Raw genomic sequence first — 16,413 nt, 5'->3', positions numbered from 1 at the left:
GCGTATGAAGGGAATTATCAAAGTATCGGCCTTCTATGGCGAGGTCGAAAAGGCGCGATACAAGGGGCAAGACCCCGGCCATAAGATTGAACTCCCCAGCCTGGATGAACTCTACCGTGTGCGGCTCGGGATGATGACCATCGTTACCGGCATCCCTGGCCATGGAAAGAGCGAAATCGTTGACGATATGTTGGTGCGCCTGTCCCGGCTCTACCGCTGGAAGTTCTGCTTCTTCAGCCCGGAGAACTATCCCCTTGAGCAGCACTACATCAAGATTGCGGAGAAGCTGGCAGGGGAGCAGTTCAGCAAGTTCGAGGCATCAGACCACCGCGTTTCTAAGGACTGGATACAGGACCATTTCACATGGCTTTACCCGGACGATGACGGCGAAACCGTCAATCTCGACTGGATTCTGGATCGCGCACGGTTCCTGGCAGAGTCGGAAGGCTTGCAAGGTCTTGTATTGGACCCGTGGAACGAAATCGAGCATCAGCGGGGCACCATGTCAGAAACGGATTACGTGAGTCTTGCCCTAACGAAGATACGCCGGTTTGCTCGTCGCTATGACGTTCATTGCTGGATCGTTGCCCACCCGACGAAGCTCCAGAAGGACAAGGCCACAGGACAGTACCCCGTGCCGACTCCTTACGACATATCCGGTTCGGCTCACTGGCGGAACAAAGCTGATTTCTGCCTCACCATCCACCGGCCCGACGTAACCAAGAACATGGTCCACGTCTACGTGCAGAAGGTGAAGTTCAAGCACCTGGGGCGCGTCGGTCAATGCACCCTCAATTACCGCTGGCATTGCGGCACCTTCGAGGAAGTAAAACCATGAAGCCGCAAGACACTGCGAGAGCGGCCCACGACATGGGAATCTCAATCGAGGCAGCTTTTGCCATGAGGATTCGTTACCTGTTGGAAGAAATCGACGCATGGCTTGAGATAGACGACGAGGTTTCACATGTCTACGCCTTCCAATGTCTGGATGAGATCGTTGCAATCAAGGGCTACAAGGCGAAGCCGAAATACCAGAACCAAGACGGCCACCTAACAGTCTCGCAAATCGAAGCAGCCCGAAACGCCGATATTCGCTCCTTGGTCGGCTTTGACCGGCAAGGGAAGGCAACGGCACCCTGTCACGAAGATAAACGGCCTAGCCTCGTATTTCTCAGCAGGACGGGCAAAGCATGGTGCCCGGTCTGCGATCGTAAGTTCAACGCTGTTGACTGGCTCATGGAGGTGGAGGGTTTGACCTTCCCCGAGGCCGTCAGGAGGCTGGCAGCATGAATTGGCTCATCAATGCCGTTCGAGAAAAGAGAGAGGCCGCGACAACCAGACCGGCCATGGAAAGGACAACCAGCATGAAGATCATAAGTGTTGACCCCGGCCAACGGGGAGGAATCGCTCTACTTGACGGCAACCGTGCCGAGGCGTGGCCCATGCCCGGAACCGTCGCGCAGATCGTCGCATTGATTCGCTCAGTCTCAGAACCGGGCGACACCCTGGCAGTGGAACGGGCACAGCCGATGCCGAAGCAGGGCGTCACGTCCGTTTTCACCTACGGACAGCATTTCGGCGGCTTCGAGGCGATAGCGGCCTGTCTCGGGTTGCGTTACGTCACCGTGCGGCCTGCGGAGTGGAAGAAGGTCATGGGGCTGAATTCAGACAAGACCTCGTCGATTGTCGAAGCTGAACGGCTCTTCCCCGGCGTGAACCTGATACCGGTGGGGTGCCGGAAACCTCATGACGGAATTGCTGAGGCCCTGCTTGTCGGTGAGTACTCCCGGCGATTGGTTCTTGGCAGCGCAAAAAACTTTATGGAACGAAAGGAGGTGTGAAGTGCCGTGGTTAGTGGGTTGCGAGGGTAAAGAGGCTTTTGCAATCGAAGATGATCCTGAACTTGTTGCCTACTACGTGGCCCTCGGTTGCGTCGTTGTTCAGGAAGGCGGGTTGAGTGTTGAGGAAGTCGGACGACGGAATGAAGAGGTTAGCAACGAGCTTCGGCGGCTCAAACCACCACAGCGCCCCATGCGGGACCGTGATCGAGAGTTGGAGAAGATCGCCGAAGCTTCAAACCAACAACGTTGAGAGGAGAATTTTATGGAAATGTCGCAAAGCCAGAGAAGGAAATTGCAGAAATATGACGACCTCGCCGATCACCTTGAGAAGTCCCGGCAGTTCTGTGAAGAGGTTGCAACTGTAGCCGAGCAGGTAAAGGGGGCGACAGGGGACAGCCTCAAGGAGGCCGTTGCCGCTTTCCGTGAGCAGTTGGGTAGGGTCGATTGCAGTTTGGCGCCGTAATGGGGGGTAGATCATGACTGACGACGAAATTCGCGGCGGATCAAGAAGGAGAGGTGAGCATGGCAAAACCACAGAAACCTATCAAGGGCAAACCCGAGACACCACCATCAACACTGCCGGCGGAATTCTCCAAGGAGGAATTGGCACTCGCCGACGAGATGCTTTCCTGGCCTCAGTTCCCCAAATTCAAGGATACCGGGACCAGTAAAGTTGCCTTCACGGAAACTTCCGGGGAGTACGGCGACAAGTTCAACATCATCAAGCTTGCATCGGCGTTCGGGGTCAAGAGCGTCGGCGGGACAGAAGAGATCATCAGCAATTTGGCGAATATGGGAACGACGCGCAATGCCGAGGGCCTTAACCGCAACATCGATATATTGGCTGGCATTGCCCCGCAAAACACGACAGAGGCCCTTCTGGCGGTCCAGATGATCGGTTGCCACAACGCCGCCACTGAGTACATGCGCCGCGCCATCGCCCTTGAATCTACGGGGGGCATCGACGCCAACGTGAACCGCGCCGTGAAGCTGATGCGGACTTTCACGGCCCAGGTTGAGGCGCTGCAGAAGCTCCGGGGGAAAGGCCAGCAGACCGTCCGTGTTGAACACGTCAACGTCCATGCTGGCGGTCAGGCAATAGTCGGGCATGTCGAGCACAAGGCCGGGGGGGAGGGCGCGAAGGATGAAAAACAAGGATAACCCGATGCAAAGCGCCCACGATTCCCCACGATGCGGAGCGAAAACAAGGTGCGGGACACCATGTCAGGCCCCAGCAATCCACGGAAAGAAGCGTTGCCGGCTCCATGGCGGTAAATCCCCTGGCGCACCAAGGGGCGAACGTCACGGACAGTGGGTTGACGGGCGATACTCCATTGAGGCAATGGAAGAGCAGCGCCGATTTCGGGAATTCTTCAAGATGCTTCGGGAAAATCTTGCTGACCTGTAAGAAAGCCCCCAAGGGAGATTCATTCGTCTCTCAAGGGGGCTTTTCACTATTCAGGGTACGCTTTCGATATATTGCCGGTCTTCTTCTGGTACCGGGCTGTTTTCAGAAGCCACTCGTTGACCCGAAGCTTGACCTTGGGCGGTAGCTTCTCCCATTCCGGCGTCTTGCGGAAAGCTAAGAACTGTTCCAGGCGCGACTGAATCTTGGAGAGGTTGTCCATGTGTTTGTTCCTCTCATGGCACACTGTCGGGCCGATAAAGCCCTCCGCTATTTCATCCTAAAACTTAAGCCAACCCAAAATCACAATTGCCAGAAAAACAAAAACCATCCAAAAAATTCCAGCTCCAGCTTCATCCATTTGTCGAAAAAATTTCAATGGAAGCGATTTCAACAAATAAGGCATCAGATTCATTGCGATCAAAAAAAGAACCGCTATCAGGATGACGGCCCAAGAAATGTGTCCTACCCCAGAATCTCCTTCCTCAAAATTACCCGAATATGAGCCAGGAGCCGCATGTACAATGAGCGGAAAGATTAAGGACGACAGCAAAAAAAGCCATTTCATGTTATCCCCCCATCAGTCGCTAAATAAACTTCTGCTAATCCTACCACTCCTAAGAGGGACTGCAACGAGGGCAAAAAAAGACCGGCTCACCCTATCGAGGGAGGCCGGTTTTTTGTTCTAGTGGTACCTATATGGTACCTACAAAAAAAGAAGGTCCACAGTGAAAACTGTGAACCCTTGTCTTTTCTGGAGCCACCTGCCGGAATCGAACCGGCGACCTACTGATTACGAATCAGTTGCTCTACCATCTGAGCTAAGGTGGCGAATGAGGAGAAGATAAATACCGTACTTTGCCTGTCAAGTCAACGGCTAATCGGCCGGTTATCTGCCGGCGCCCCGCTGCTTTTCCATGGCGTCGTCCATGACTTTGTAGGCGCAGAACTCACCGCACATGGTGCAGGCGCCGTGGTCGGACACACCCGATTCCTCCCGGAACCTGCGTGCTTTCTCCGGGTCTAGCGAGAGGTTGTACTGCCCCTCCCAGTCGAGCTTCTTGCGGCACTTGGCCATGGCGATGTCCTTCTCCATGGACCCCTTGACCCCTTTTGCGATGTCGGCGGCGTGGGCTGCGATGCGGGAGGCGATGACCCCTTCCCGGACGTCTTCGACGGTCGGCAAGCGCAGGTGCTCACTGGGGGTGACGTAGCAGAGGAAGTCGGCGCCGGCCGAGGCGGCGATGGCTCCGCCGATGGCGCAGGTGATGTGGTCGTAGCCCGGAGCGATGTCGGTGACCAGGGGGCCGAGGACGTAGAACGGCGCCCCGTGGCAGAGCCGCTTCTGGAGGAGGATGTTGGCCTCGATCTGGTTGATGGGCACATGGCCGGGCCCTTCGATCATTACCTGCACCCCGGCGGCCTGGGCCCGCTGGGTAAGCTCGCCCAGGAGAATCAATTCGTGTATCTGTGCCCGGTCTGTGGCGTCTGCCAGGCAGCCGGGGCGGAACCCGTCTCCAAGCGACAGGGTCATGTCGTAGGCCTTGGTGATTTCCAGGAGCCGGTCAAAGTGCTCGAAGAGGGGGTTTTCGCAGTTGTTGTAGGCCATCCACTCCACGGTGAAGGCGCCGCCGCGGGAGACGACATCCATGAGCCGCCCTTCGTTTTTCATCCGCTCAACGGTGGAACGGGTCACGCCGCAGTGGACGGTGATGAAGTCGACCCCGTCCTCGGCATGTTTGATAATCCCCTCGAAGATGTCGTCCACGGTCATGTCGACGATGGCCTTCTTCTTGGTGCGCACCGCGTCCAGGGCCGCCTGGTAGAGGGGAACGCTGCCGATGCAGGCGCTGGTCTCGGCGATGATGGCGCGGCGGATCTCATCCACGGGGCCGCCGGTGGATAGGTCCATGATTGCGTCGGCGCCGTGGTGTACCGCCACCCGGGCCTTCTCCAGTTCCTTGGAGATGTCGGTGTCGTCGGCGGATGTGCCGATGTTGGCGTTCACCTTGGTGCGGAGCCCTTTCCCCACGGCCAGGGGACGGCCGTTGCCATGCTTGATGTTGTGGCATATGATGATGGTGCCTGCGGCGAGCCCCTCGCGGATGAACTCGGGTGATACCCCTTCGGCCAGGGCGGCTTCCTTCATTTTGTCGGTGATGATCCCCTGACGGGCGTATTCAAGCTGCGTCGTTGCCATGTGTCAATACTCCTTGATTTGAATGAAGAAACGTTTTTACCGGTCCCTGACTTCCTCCGCGGCCAGAAGGTGGTTCACCGGACCATGTCCCCGGCCCAGTGGCTGGCCGAGGCGAATGGCGGCGGTGACGAACTCTTTTGCGCGGCCGACGGCTTCCCGGAGCGGTTCCCCCTGCGCCAGATACGCGGCGATTGCCGAGGAGTAGGTGCAGCCGGTCCCGTGGGTGTTCTTGCTGAGGATGCGGGGAGCGGTGAAACGATGAAATGCTGAGCCGTCGAAGAGGATGTCCACCGCATCTCCGGCCACCAGATGGCCCCCCTTGACGAGGACGTTGCGGGCACCGAGCCGGTAAAGGCGCCGGGCAGCCTCCTGCATCCCTTCTTCGTTGGCGATCGTGAGACCGGTGAGCCGTTCAGCCTCGGGGATGTTTGGGGTGAGGAGGTATGTGCGGGGAATCAGCCGGTCCTTGAGGACGTTGATGGCACTCCGGTCGATGAGGTGAGCGCCCCCTTTTGCGATCATGACAGGGTCCACGACCACGATCCGCTTCTGGTATTCACTCAGCTTATCGGCTACCGTTGCGATGATGTCCGCCGAGAAGAGCATGCCCGTCTTTACGGTGTCTACGGCAATGTCGGACAGGACCGCGTCGAGTTGGTCGCCCACGAAGAAGGGGCTCGTGCCGTTGATGCCGGAGACTCCCCTGGTGTTCTGGGCGGTGAGGGCGGTAATGACCGACGATCCGTAGCTCCCCAGCAGCGTGATGGTCTTGAGGTCGGCCTGAATGCCGGCTCCGCCCCCCGAGTCGCTTCCCGCTACGGTGAGAACCGAGCCGCGTGGGTAAGCCGTACTGCGGTTGAAGAGAAGGCCTATTTCGGCCGCAGCCATGGCCGGGTCGTGGTGGGAGAGGACCGCCGAGATGATCGCCATTGCGTCGGCGCCGGCGTCGATTACGCGGCTGCCGTTGTCGCGGGTGATCCCTCCGATGGCAACAATCGGGATTGAGATCCGGCTGCGTATGGCGGCAAGTCCCTCGGGTCCCGCCAGATGCTCGATATCCTTGCTGCGTGTGGGAAACATGGCGCCGAAGCCGATGTAGTCGGCGCCGGCCGCCTGGGCCGCCAGAGCTTCCTCCAGGTTGTGGGTTGAAACCCCGATGAGCTTCCCCTGTCCGAGTTCGCGGCGCACCGCGCGGGGATCGCCGTCGTCCTGGCCCAGGTGAACGCCGTCGGCCTTCAGCTGCCGTGCCAGTTCCACGTCATCGTTTACTATGAAGAGAACTCCCCGCCTGCGGCAGAGTTCGCAGAGCTCCTCTCCCATGGCGAAGCGTTGCGAGCGGTCCAGCCCCTTGTTCCGGTACTGGACGATGCGGGCGCCGCCGTCGATGGCCGCCTCGACCCGCTCCATGAGACGATCGCCATGGTCGGTGACAAGGTACAGCCCCCGGATGGCAGAATCCTGCTTGTCGCGATTGACTACCAGCCGGAGCGTGTGACCGTTGCTGCTCATGCTCTATCTATTCTCCCGTGAATCCGGTTGATCCCGTAAAACCGGCCGGTGGCCGGCGGTGGGGGCAAACAAAAAAACCGTGACAGGTGGTCACGGTCCCAGAACTCAAAATGGATAGCGAGGTTTCTGGCCGCTTCCCTACGCCGGCATTACCCGGATCAGGTGGTAAGGGTTCGGGCAGCGCCCGTCTCAGTTCTCGAAGAACTCCCCCAGCAGGCTTTTTTTGTAAACAAAGCTAAACGAATTTTTCCGTTAAGTCAACGGATTTAACCCTTTGGCAGGGGGACCATTCAGGTGGAAGCCCGATGTCGGGATTTACAGGTTCATGCTTTACAGCAACGGGGAGAAGTGGTAGGAAAAGGGCATGGAAAGCCGCCCTACCATTGCCGAAATAGACCTTGCCGCATTGCGCGATAATTTTTCCCTGGTGCAGCGCACCGTTCCCCCCGGCTGCGGGCTCCTTGCAATAGTCAAGGCCGACGCTTACGGTCACGGTTTCATGGACATCTCCCGCGAGCTGGAATCCCTCGGAGTCGCCGCGTTCGGCGTGGCCTTCCTGGCCGAGGGGATTCAGCTGCGCAAGAGTGGCATCGACCGGCCGGTCCTGATTCTCGGGGGGGTCTATCCGGGGCAGGAGCGCAAATGCGTCGGATTCAATCTCTCCACTGCCGTCTTTTCCCTGGAGCAGGCGCGGGTTCTGAACGACACGGCATCCCGCCTCTACCGCAAGGCCAAGATCCATGTAAAAATGGACACCGGCATGGGGCGGCTGGGGGTTTCCGCCGCCGATGCCCCTGCCTTTTTCCGGGAACTGCGGGAGATGCGTTCCGTGGAACTGGAGGGGATTTTCTCCCACTTCGCTTCTGCCGATGAACTGGATGATGACGGCCGCCGTTTCTCGGAGCGCCAGGCAGCCGTATTTGCCCAGGCGGTGGCCGAGGCGCGGGCGGTGGGGCTCAACCCCCGTTATGTTCACATTGCCAATAGCGCGGCGGCCTTCGGCATGAGCTTGCCGTTCTGCAATCTGGCCCGTCCCGGTATCGTGCTTTACGGTGCTCTTCCGTCGGGGGATTTCGAGGGGAAGATGTCTCTTCGCCCCATAATGAGGCTGCGGAGCACCGTGGCCATGCTCAAGTGGGTGGAGCCCGGCACGAGCATAAGCTATGCACGCCGCTACACCGCCCCTGACCGGCGCCTCATCGCAAGCGTTCCAGTGGGTTACGCCGACGGCTACAACCGGGCGTTGACCAACCGGGGGGAGGCGTTGATCCGGGGAGAACGCGCCCGGGTCGCCGGTACCGTCTGCATGGACTGGATCATGTTCGACGTGACCCATATACCGGGCGTGGCCGTGGGTGACGAGGTGACGCTCCTCGGTTGCGACCGGGAGGGGAACTGTGTCAGGGCCGAGGAGTTGGCTACCTGGGCCGGAACCATCCCCTACGAGATTTTCTGCGGCATCAGCAAGCGGGTGCCGCGGGTTTACCTGAATGCGACACGGTGACTAAATACCGGGATCTGTGATTTATGACACGACAGAAAATCAAGCTGACATCAATGGTGAAAGCTGCGGGCTGAGCGGCAAAACTGGGCCCGGCGGGCCTGGAAGACGCTCTGAGCGGCATCATTGGCAAGGGGGACGATGCGAACCTCCTCGTGGGGCCGGAGACTGCCGACGATGCGGGAGTCTACCGGATAGGTGAGGGGCTTGCCCTTGTGGAGACCGTGGATATCATCACCCCGCTGGTGGATGACCCGTTCACGTTCGGCCGGATTGCAGCGGCAAACGCACTTTCCGACGTCTATGCAATGGGGGGGCGGCCGGCCACCGCCATGAACCTGGCGTTCTTTCCCGCCTGCACGTTGCCGGGGCAGATCCTGGCCGACATCATGGCCGGCGGTCTCGATGCGGTGCGCGAGGCTGGCGCCTGCCTTGTGGGCGGGCATACGGTGGAGGACCATGAGCTGAAATATGGCCTTTCGGTCACCGGGCTCATCAATCCCGACCGCATCGTGCGCAACAGCACCGCCCGCCCCGGCGATCGACTCATTCTCACCAAGCCTTTGGGGACCGGGATCGTCTCTACGGCCATAAAAGCCGACATGGTTTCTCCCTGTGTCGCGGATGAGGCGATTCGCTGGATGACGGCGTTGAATGCCGGGGCCGCGGAGCTCATGCTGGAGTGCGGGGCGTCCGCCTGCACCGACGTCACCGGTTTCGGCCTTGTGGGCCATGCCTGCGAGATGGCCAGGGGAGCCGGGGTAACCCTCGAAATCGGACTCGACAGGGTACCGCTGATGCAGGGGGTCATGGATCTGGCCTCTGACGGCCTCGTGCCGGCGGGTTGTTACCGCAACCGTGACCATTATGCTTCCTTTGTCTCGTTCCCTGCCGGTGCAGACGACCGGATGCTTCCCCTCTTCGATCCCCAGACCTCCGGGGGGCTTCTCATGGCTCTTGCCCCTGAATCCGCCTCCGCTTTCCTCTTGGCGGCAGCGGGTCGTGGCCTGTTTGCCGTCGCTGTCGGGGACGTTCTCCCCCGGCGGGACCACGCCGTTGTCATCGTCTGAACGGCTTGTCATTGCCGTTGATCTCGGCACCACGACCCTCGCCGCCTCGCTCCTCGATGCCGTGACCGGCGAGAGGCTGGCCGTTGCCGGCAGTCTCAATCCCCAGAGGGAGTTCGGAGCCGACGTGGTCTCGCGGCTCGATGCCGCCTGCCGCTCCGATGACGCCCGGCGCCTGATGGCCGAACTTGTTCGCGGGGAGATCTGCCGCCTTGCCCATGGGCTTCTGGACGACGCCGGGAAATTGCCGGAGCATCTTGCCGCCATGGCGGTAGCCGGCAACCCTGCCATGGAGCATCTTCTGCTGGAACTTCCGGTCAACTCCCTCGCGTTCCCCCCCTATCGTCCCCTCTTCGCCGCCGGCAAAACCGTTCCTGCCCCCGAACTGGGCTGGGACCTTCCGGCGGAAGTGTTCCTCTTCCCCCTCCCCGGCGGCTTTGTCGGCGGGGATACCGTGGCGTTCCTCCATGGTGTTTCCGGTCCCCGGTCCCCGGTCCCCGGTCCCTGTCTCTATCTGGACCTGGGGACCAACGGCGAGATCGCCCTGGCGTTCGGCGGCAAGCTTGTCGCAACGTCCGCCGCGGCCGGCCCCGCCTTCGAGGGGGGGAATCTTTCATGCGGCATGGCGGCGCTTCCCGGAGCCATCAGCGGGGTGGCCCTGGAAGGGGAGCGGCTGCTCCTCACCACCATAGGAGTGAAGCCTGCGGCCGGCATCTGCGGCTCCGGAGTTCTTGCGACGATTGCGCTCCTCCTCGGTCAGGGGATCATCGATCAGACCGGCCGGCTGCTCCCTCCCGAGGAAATTCCGTCGGGCCTCGGAAACCGGGTGATGACCGTGGGAGAGGAGCTTTCCTTTGTGCTCCACCGCGATGCCGCGCGAACGGTACGGCTCTCCCAGGGGGACATCCGTCAGGTGCAACTGGCCAAGGGGGCAATCCGTGCCGGGATGGAGGTTCTGTTGGAGCGGGCGGGCGTCGGCGGCGGGGATGTGGCGGGCGTGGTCCTGACCGGCTCGTTTGGCGCGGTTCTCGATCCGGCCACCCTAAAAAGCGTTGGAATCTTAACGGAAAACATGGTACAAACAACGAGTTTCGTGCGGGAAGGGACGCTTCGCGGTGTCGAGCGGGCGCTCCTTGCACCCGGCGGGTTCGCGGCGGTTAACCATCTTGCGGAAAAGGTCCGCGTAATACCTCTTTCCGGCACCCCCGCCTTCGAGAAACACTTTCTGCAGCAGATCAATTTCCCTCAATTTCGTTGGACATCCGCCACGGAGACGCAGAGCACAGAGAAAAAGCAATAAACGCAAGCCGGGGAATATGTTTCGGGGCCGGGGAAAGATGGCCTGATGTCCATCCTGACAACATTCTGAACACCCTCTGTTAAACGGTTTTGGCTTTCTCAGTGCCTCAGTGTCTCTGTGGCTAATTTGTTTTCAAGGAGTATGCAAACCATGGCAAAAATCACGCGGGCACTCATAAGCCTATCCGACAAGTCCGGCATCGTCGAGTTCGCCAGGGAACTGGCCGGTTACGGCGTCGAGATTCTTTCCACCGGCGGCACCGCAAAGCTGTTGAGGGATGCCGGCTTGGTGGTGAAGGACGTATCCGAGCACACCGGTTTCCCCGAAATGCTGGACGGGCGGGTGAAAACCCTCCATCCGAAGGTCCACGGAGGGCTTCTCGGGATGAGGTCCAATCCCGAGCACGTGGCAACCATGAAGGAGCACGGCATCCCTCCCATCGATATGGTCGTGGTGAACCTATATCCCTTCGAGGCCACCGTGGCGAACCCTTCCTGCACCCTGGAAGATGCCATCGAGAACATCGACATCGGCGGCCCCACGATGCTCCGCTCCGCGGCCAAGAACAACGCCGACGTGACGGTAATCGTCGATCCGGCCGACTATCGCACGGTGCTGGACGAAATAAAGGCATCAGGCGGCTCCGTGGCGAAGGAGACCAACTTCCGCCTGGCGGTGAAGGTCTACCAGCACACCGCCGCCTATGACGGCGCCATTTCCAACTGGCTCGGTGCGCGGCTCGAAGAGGGGGTTGCCCGGTACCCCGATACGTTCACCATCCAGTTCAAAAAGGCCCAGGAGATGCGCTACGGCGAGAACCCCCACCAGTCGGCCGCCTTCTACGTGGAGCGGCAGGTGACGGAGGCTTCGGTGGCCACGGCGCGCCAGCTCCAGGGGAAGGAGCTCTCCTACAACAACATCGGCGATACCGACGCGGCCCTGGAGTGCGTGAAGCAGTTCGACGAGGCCCCGGCATGCGTCATCGTCAAGCACGCGAATCCCTGCGGAGTGGCCATTGGGAAGAACCTACTGGAAGCCTATGACCGGGCCTACTCCACCGATCCCGAATCGGCCTTCGGCGGCATCATTGCCTTCAACGGCGAGCTGGATGGCGAGACGGCCAAAGCTATCTGCGACCGGCAGTTTGTGGAGGTAATAATCGCGCCGCAGGTTTCCCGCGAAGCAATCGAGGTGGTGGCCGCCAAGAAGAACGTCCGGCTCCTGGAGTGCGGCATGTGGCCGGCCCAGCCGGCACAACGGCTGGATTTCAAGCGGGTTAACGGCGGCCTGCTGGTTCAGGATGCCGACCTGCTCCTCTCCGCCGAGTTGACGGTTGTGTCCAAGCGTCAACCCACGGAGCAGGAGATGATCGACCTCCGCTTTGCCTGGCGGGTTGCCAAGTTCGTGAAGTCCAACGCCATCGTCTACGGCAGGGACGGCATGACCATCGGCGTTGGCGCCGGCCAGATGAGCCGGGTCAACTCGGCCCGCATCGCCGCCATTAAAGCGGAGCACGCCGGGCTCCAGGTGAAGGGGGCGGTAATGGCGTCCGACGCATTCTTCCCCTTCCGCGACGGCATCGACAATGCCGCCGCCGCGGGGATAACGGCGGTCATCCAGCCCGGTGGGAGCATGCGTGACGCCGAAGTGATCGCGGCCGCCGACGAGCACGGCATGGCCATGGTCTTCACCGGGATGCGGCATTTCCGGCATTGAAAAAAAACGAAAATCCGCCAAGGAGGCACGGAGAAAAGCAATAAGAGCATTCTCTGTGTTCTTGTGACTCCATGGTGGACGTTTAAGGAGATTTTTATATGAAAGTACTCGTTGTCGGCGGCGGCGGGCGTGAACATGCCCTTGTCTGGAAAATCGCCCAATCCCCCCTGGTGGAGAAGGTCTACTGCGCCCCGGGCAATCCCGGGATCGGCACTATCGCTGAAAACGTCCCCCTGGCGGTCGATGATCTTCCCGGCCTTCTGGCTTTTGCCATGGAACGGGAGATCGGCCTTACGGTGGTTGGTCCGGAATTGCCCCTGTCGCTCGGGATAGTGGATCTGTTCGAGGAGCATGGCCTTCTGATTTTCGGTGCCCGGAGAAACGCGGCCATCATCGAGGCGAGCAAGGCATTCTCCAAGGATCTGATGAAAAAATACGGAGTCCCCACTGCCGCCTACGACGTTTTCACCGAAGTAGAGCCGGCTGTCGCCTTCATCGACAAGGTCGGCGTCCCCATCGTCATAAAGGCTGACGGGCTTGCTGCCGGCAAGGGGGTAATCATCGCCCAGAGCCGCGACGAGGCGGTGGCAACCGTTACGGATATGCTTTCCGGCAACTCGTTCGGTTCCGCCGGTTCCCGGGTCGTGATCGAGGAGTTCCTCGTGGGGGAGGAGGCCTCGTTCCTCGCGTTTACCGACGGAAAGACCATTATCCCACTGGCAAGTGCCCAGGATCACAAGGCTGTTTTCGACGGCGACAAGGGGCCTAACACCGGCGGCATGGGGGCATATTCGCCTGCGCCGGTGGTAACTCCCGAGATTCACGATTTCGCCATGGCCGAGGTTATGAAGCGGACCGTGGACGGCATGGCTGCCGAAGGGCGTCCCTATCGAGGGGTCCTCTACGCGGGACTCATGATCAACGGCAACGATGTGAAGGTGCTGGAGTTCAACGCCCGTTTCGGCGATCCCGAATGCCAGCCGCTACTCATGCGGATGAAGTCGGACATCGTGCCGGTCCTTCTCGGCGTGGCACGCGGCGACCTGTCCGGCGTCGCCGTCCAGTGGCAGGACAAGGCAGCCGTATGTGTCGTCATGGCTGCCGGCGGCTATCCCGGCGATTACCGGAAGGGGGACGTTATCCGGGGACTTTCTGAAGCTGCGGCGATTGACGATCTCTATGTTTTCCACGCCGGTACGGCGGAGAAAAACGGTGCAGTCGTTACCTCCGGGGGGCGGGTGCTGGGGGTTACCGGTCTTGGCGCCACGGTCAAGGAGGCCATTGACCGGGCCTATGAGGGGGTTGGAAAGATCAGTTGGGATGGGGTCCAGTTTCGCAACGATATCGGCGCCAAGGCTTTGAGGCGCTAACAGGCCGGCAAGGGAGGATGTTGAGATGAATGGTCCGCAAGTGCTTATAGTTATGGGGAGCGATTCGGACGTTGCCATCATGGAAGAGGCGGCGAAAGTGCTTGATGAGTTCGGAGTAGCGTGGGAGATGCGGGTCGCGTCGGCGCACCGCTCACCCAAAAAGGCGGCAGCTCTTGCATCGGGAGCAGCGGGACGAGGGGTCAAGGCGATTATTGCGGGCGCGGGCATGGCCGCCCATCTGGCAGGCGTTATTGCCGCCGATACGGTTTTGCCGGTGATAGCCGTGCCTATTCCAGGCGGGGCGCTCAACGGTGTTGATGCTCTCTATGCCATGGTACAGATGCCGGGCGGGATTCCGGTTGCCACCATGGCCATCGGCAAGGCCGGAGCCAAGAATGCCGGACTCCTGTCGGTCCAGATCATAGCCCTGGGGGATTCTGCACTCACCGCGAAACTTCAGGAATACAAACAGACCATGGCCGATGAAGTGGAAGCAAAGGACCGGGCGCTTCAGGAACGCCTGGGCAATAGTTAGTCTTGGCACATTAAATGTCGGTAATTGCTGGGTTTAGGCTCGGTTGTATACGGTTTTCCCCTTGACAAGAAGGGGTCTCCGGTATAAGTTTCTGGCGGTTTTTACCAAAAGCTTCGAGCAAAAAGGGGGTAAATCAATGAAAAGAATCATCGCTTCTCTCGCCCTGACCGTTTTCTGCGCCGGTTTCGCCTTTGCTGCCGACGAAATCGTTTTCAAGGCCAAGAACGGGGATGTGAATTTCCCGCACAAGATGCACCAGCAAGCGGTTGGCAACTGTAAGAAATGCCACGAAAAGGGCATCGGCAAGATCGAGGGCTTCGGCAAAGAGCTGGCCCACAGCAAAGGGTGCAAAGGCTGCCACGAAGAAATGAAGAAGGGGCCGACCAAGTGCGGCGAGTGCCACAAGAAATAGTATCTGAGTGACGCCGGTAGTGATACGGCATTTGAAAAGGGGGTAACAAACTTGTTGTTATCCCCCTTTTTTTAGGTTGATTCAGGGTTAGAAAAAATTAAATATTTGTTTTTTTACGATAAATTTGGTTATAATGAGAAACGCCCGCAAGGACGTTTTTTTGATTAAAATACATAGGAACCCGGGAGTATTACGTTGACAACCAGCGATCGCGGCTTTTTGCAGACCCTGTGGGATTTTTTCTGTTCTGTCAAACTCGCCATTTTCCTCCTCATCTTGCTGGCGGCCACTTCAATCATCGGCACCATTATCCCGCAGGGGACCCCGCCCCCTGAATATCTTCAGACTATTAGCGAGGGGAAGTACAAGATTTACCAGGCCCTGGGCTTTTTCGACATGTACCACTCCTGGTGGTTCATCCTTCTACTCTATCTCTTTACGGTCAACATCGTCGCCTGCTCCATAAAGCGCCTGCCGCGGGTCTGGAAGATTATCTCCGAGCCGGTTCTGGTTATGGATGACAGCTTCGAGAAAACCCTGAGCCTCACCCATGATGTCAAAATGAACGGTGATGCGGCTTCGCTCCGGGACAAGATGGCCGCTTTCCTGAAGGGTGAATTCTCTGAGCCGGTGATTACCGAGCGTGATGGCGAGTACCACCTGTTTGCCCAAAAGAGCCCCTACAGCCGGCTGGGGGTTTATGTTGTCCATCTGAGCATCGTGGTCATATTTATCGGGGCGCTGATCGGTTCTTTTTTCGGGTACAAGGCCTATGTGAATATTGTCGAGGGAACCGGCACATCGGTTGTCTACAACCGTGCGGGACAGAAGCCCATTGATCTCGGCTTCACCGTACGGTGCGATGATTTTTCGGTTTCATTCTACGAAACAGGTGCTCCCAAGGAGTTCAAGAGCCTGCTGACCGTCATTGACGACGGCAAGGTTGTGGTCGAAAAGCGGCCGACCATTGTCAATGATCCGCTCAGCTACAAGGGAATAACCTTCTACCAGTCGAGCTACGGCCCGGCGGGCGAAGAGGGGCTCTATCATTTCACGGTTCGCGAGCGCAAGGGAGGCGAGCCGGTCAGGCTGTCGCTGCACCAGGGGGAGCGGAAGCTCCTTCCCGATGGTTCTTCAATGCAGGTGCTGGAGGCTGCCCAAGAGGTAAGTCAGTTCATGCCCCAGTTCAGTGGCGCTGCCGCTCGCATTGAGGTTACGCCCAAAGGGGGAGGTGAACCCCAGGCGTTCGTCGTTTTCAAGAATTACCCCGAGTTTGATGCCCAGCGTGGGGCTGATCTGATCTTTACTTATGATGGCTCTGACGAGAAGATGTTCACCGGCCTTCAGGTGGCCAAAGACCCGGGGGTCTGGGTCGTCTGGACCGGCTGTTTCCTGATGGTGGCCGGCTGTTGTATGGCATTTTTCATGTCCCACAAGCGCATCTGGATCCGGGTGCGCAAAGGGCAGGTAACCCTTGGCGGCAGCGCGAACAAGAACCAGCCGGGCTTCCAGCTTGCCTTTGATGGGCTGGTCGAAAAACTGAAACAACTGTAACGG

At 59.3% G+C, this 16,413-nt stretch carries 19 protein-coding genes, 1 tRNA gene and 1 riboswitch; of the genes, 15 read left to right on the top strand and 5 right to left on the bottom strand.

All coding sequences use genetic code 11. The annotated features are described in order from the left end of the window. Positions 1-4: 4 nt before the first annotated feature. Genes JZM60_RS02470 through JZM60_RS16910 form a run of 7 tightly spaced genes read left to right on the top strand, consistent with a single transcriptional unit; the run spans position 5 to position 3,249 of the window. Positions 5-838, top strand: a complete 834-nt coding sequence (locus tag JZM60_RS02470) for a DnaB-like helicase C-terminal domain-containing protein (protein ID WP_207163956.1) — start codon at positions 5-7, stop codon at positions 836-838. Next, positions 835-1,290: a CHC2 zinc finger domain-containing protein gene (locus JZM60_RS02465; RefSeq protein ID WP_207163955.1), complete on the top strand. Its 456-nt coding sequence runs from the start codon at positions 835-837 to the stop codon at positions 1,288-1,290. Before JZM60_RS02470 ends, JZM60_RS02465 begins: the two co-directional genes overlap by 4 nt. After that, a complete protein-coding gene (locus JZM60_RS02460; RefSeq protein WP_207163954.1) occupies positions 1,287-1,841 on the top strand; it encodes a RuvC family protein in 555 nt (184 codons plus the stop codon). Before JZM60_RS02465 ends, JZM60_RS02460 begins: the two co-directional genes overlap by 4 nt. A gap of 1 nt (position 1,842) precedes the next feature. Then, the gene (locus JZM60_RS02455; RefSeq protein WP_207163953.1) at positions 1,843-2,091 is read left to right on the top strand and encodes a hypothetical protein; all 249 of its coding nucleotides are present in this window, start codon (positions 1,843-1,845) and stop codon (positions 2,089-2,091) included. 12 nt (positions 2,092-2,103) lie between these two features. After that, a complete protein-coding gene (locus JZM60_RS02450; protein ID WP_207163952.1) occupies positions 2,104-2,304 on the top strand; it encodes a hypothetical protein in 201 nt (66 codons plus the stop codon). 59 nt (positions 2,305-2,363) lie between these two features. Continuing rightward, positions 2,364-3,002 (top strand): hypothetical protein, encoded by a 639-nt coding sequence (locus JZM60_RS02445; RefSeq protein WP_207163951.1) that lies wholly within the window; start codon positions 2,364-2,366, stop codon positions 3,000-3,002. Then, a complete protein-coding gene (locus JZM60_RS16910) occupies positions 2,950-3,249 on the top strand; it encodes an HGGxSTG domain-containing protein (RefSeq protein WP_420907827.1) in 300 nt (99 codons plus the stop codon). The genes JZM60_RS02445 and JZM60_RS16910 overlap by 53 nt, the downstream gene beginning before the upstream one ends. Positions 3,250-3,295: 46 nt before the next feature. Here the strand turns inward: JZM60_RS16910 and JZM60_RS02440 are convergent, their stop codons facing one another. From JZM60_RS02440 to thiD, 5 genes are all read right to left on the bottom strand, one after another. Next, positions 3,296-3,469, bottom strand: coding sequence for a hypothetical protein (locus tag JZM60_RS02440; protein WP_207163950.1), 174 nt, complete (start codon positions 3,467-3,469; stop codon positions 3,296-3,298). Between the two features lie 57 nt (positions 3,470-3,526). Then, the gene (locus JZM60_RS02435; RefSeq protein WP_207163949.1) at positions 3,527-3,814 is read right to left on the bottom strand and encodes a hypothetical protein; all 288 of its coding nucleotides are present in this window, start codon (positions 3,812-3,814) and stop codon (positions 3,527-3,529) included. Positions 3,815-4,001: 187 nt separating this feature from the next. Beyond that, a tRNA-Thr gene (locus tag JZM60_RS02430) sits at positions 4,002-4,077 on the bottom strand. A 58-nt stretch (positions 4,078-4,135) separates the two neighbouring features. Further along, complete coding sequence (thiC, locus tag JZM60_RS02425) at positions 4,136-5,446, bottom strand: phosphomethylpyrimidine synthase ThiC (RefSeq protein ID WP_207163948.1); 1,311 nt, start codon at positions 5,444-5,446, stop codon at positions 4,136-4,138. Between the two features lie 36 nt (positions 5,447-5,482). Continuing rightward, positions 5,483-6,955 carry a bifunctional hydroxymethylpyrimidine kinase/phosphomethylpyrimidine kinase gene (thiD, locus tag JZM60_RS02420; protein WP_207163947.1) on the bottom strand — a complete coding sequence of 491 codons (1,473 nt, stop codon included), beginning with the start codon at positions 6,953-6,955 and terminating at the stop codon, positions 5,483-5,485. A 118-nt stretch (positions 6,956-7,073) separates the two neighbouring features. Beyond that, positions 7,074-7,176: riboswitch (TPP riboswitch) on the bottom strand. A gap of 143 nt (positions 7,177-7,319) precedes the next feature. Here thiD and alr point away from each other — a divergent pair. The 8 genes from alr to resB all read left to right on the top strand — a co-directional run bounded on the left by alr (position 7,320) and on the right by resB (position 16,410). After that, a complete protein-coding gene (gene alr, locus JZM60_RS02415) occupies positions 7,320-8,459 on the top strand; it encodes an alanine racemase (RefSeq protein WP_207163946.1) in 1,140 nt (379 codons plus the stop codon). Between the two features lie 23 nt (positions 8,460-8,482). Continuing rightward, positions 8,483-9,526, top strand: coding sequence for a selenide, water dikinase SelD (gene selD, locus JZM60_RS02410; protein ID WP_207163945.1), 1,044 nt, complete (start codon positions 8,483-8,485; stop codon positions 9,524-9,526). Then, positions 9,513-10,823 (top strand): ASKHA domain-containing protein, encoded by a 1,311-nt coding sequence (locus tag JZM60_RS02405; RefSeq protein ID WP_207165425.1) that lies wholly within the window; start codon positions 9,513-9,515, stop codon positions 10,821-10,823. Before selD ends, JZM60_RS02405 begins: the two co-directional genes overlap by 14 nt. A gap of 150 nt (positions 10,824-10,973) precedes the next feature. Beyond that, positions 10,974-12,539, top strand: coding sequence for a bifunctional phosphoribosylaminoimidazolecarboxamide formyltransferase/IMP cyclohydrolase (gene purH / locus JZM60_RS02400; protein ID WP_207163944.1), 1,566 nt, complete (start codon positions 10,974-10,976; stop codon positions 12,537-12,539). Between the two features lie 98 nt (positions 12,540-12,637). Continuing rightward, positions 12,638-13,909 (top strand): phosphoribosylamine--glycine ligase, encoded by a 1,272-nt coding sequence (purD, locus tag JZM60_RS02395; protein WP_207163943.1) that lies wholly within the window; start codon positions 12,638-12,640, stop codon positions 13,907-13,909. A 25-nt stretch (positions 13,910-13,934) separates the two neighbouring features. Then, a complete protein-coding gene (gene purE, locus JZM60_RS02390; RefSeq protein ID WP_207163942.1) occupies positions 13,935-14,444 on the top strand; it encodes a 5-(carboxyamino)imidazole ribonucleotide mutase in 510 nt (169 codons plus the stop codon). A 136-nt stretch (positions 14,445-14,580) separates the two neighbouring features. Continuing rightward, entirely contained in the window at positions 14,581-14,856 is a 276-nt protein-coding gene (locus tag JZM60_RS02385) for a cytochrome c7 (protein ID WP_207163941.1), read from the top strand. Between the two features lie 195 nt (positions 14,857-15,051). Further along, entirely contained in the window at positions 15,052-16,410 is a 1,359-nt protein-coding gene (resB, locus tag JZM60_RS02380) for a cytochrome c biogenesis protein ResB (protein ID WP_207163940.1), read from the top strand. Positions 16,411-16,413: the final 3 nt, after the last annotated feature.

This window comes from Geobacter benzoatilyticus, from assembly GCF_017338855.1.
Classification (GTDB): domain Bacteria; phylum Desulfobacterota; class Desulfuromonadia; order Geobacterales; family Geobacteraceae; genus Geobacter; species Geobacter benzoatilyticus.
Note: the sequence above shows the minus strand (reverse complement) of the source record. Positions and strands in the feature narration are given on the sequence as shown.